The organism is Pseudomonas imperatae (assembly GCF_057128625.1).
The window spans coordinates 1-603 of record NZ_JBSKHP010000081.1; the positions used below are offsets into that span (position 1 = coordinate 1).

The window sequence follows — 603 nt, forward strand, 5'->3', positions numbered from 1 at the left end:
TCGTTCGACACGTGCGGGCGGGAGTGCGACCTGGCCACCCCGAGGTCGACGAGCAGCTGAGCGACCGGTTTGGAGGTCATCGAGGTCCCGCGGTCGGCGTGGATCGCCTCCGGCACGCCATGGATGCCCATGGCGTGCTCGAGCAGGTTCTTGGCGATCTCGGCGTCCTCGCGGGCCGCGATGGTCCAGCCCACGACGAACCTGGAGAAGATGTCGAGCACGACGTACAGGTCGTAGTACACGCCCCGCTCCGGCCCCTTGAGCTTTGTGATGTCCCAACTCCACACCTGCCCCGGCGCCGTCGCGACGAGCTCGGGCCGGGTCCGGGGCGGGTGGCTCGCCTGCCGGCGCCGTTCCCCGGCCATGTCGTGCTCGCGCAGGATCCGGTGCATCGTGGACATCGAGCACAGGTAGGTGCCCTCGTCCAGCAGCGTGGCCCAGACCTGGGCGACCGACTTGTCCGCGAACCGCTGGCTGGTCAACACGGCCAGCACGTGGGCCCGCTCGGCGGCGGACAGCTTGTTCGCCGGTGCCGGCCGCGGTGTCCGTGGACGTGGCGGTGGCGGGTTCTTGGCCCGGTAGTGACTGGCGCGGGAGCGACCC

At 70.6% G+C, this 603-nt stretch carries 1 protein-coding gene; it reads right to left on the minus strand.

What is annotated here, in order from left to right; genetic code table 11:
* Positions 1-494 (minus strand): transposase (locus ACWKWX_RS32705; RefSeq protein WP_483829939.1); only part of this gene is annotated, 494 nt, incomplete at its 3' end.
* Positions 495-603 lie beyond the last annotated feature (109 nt).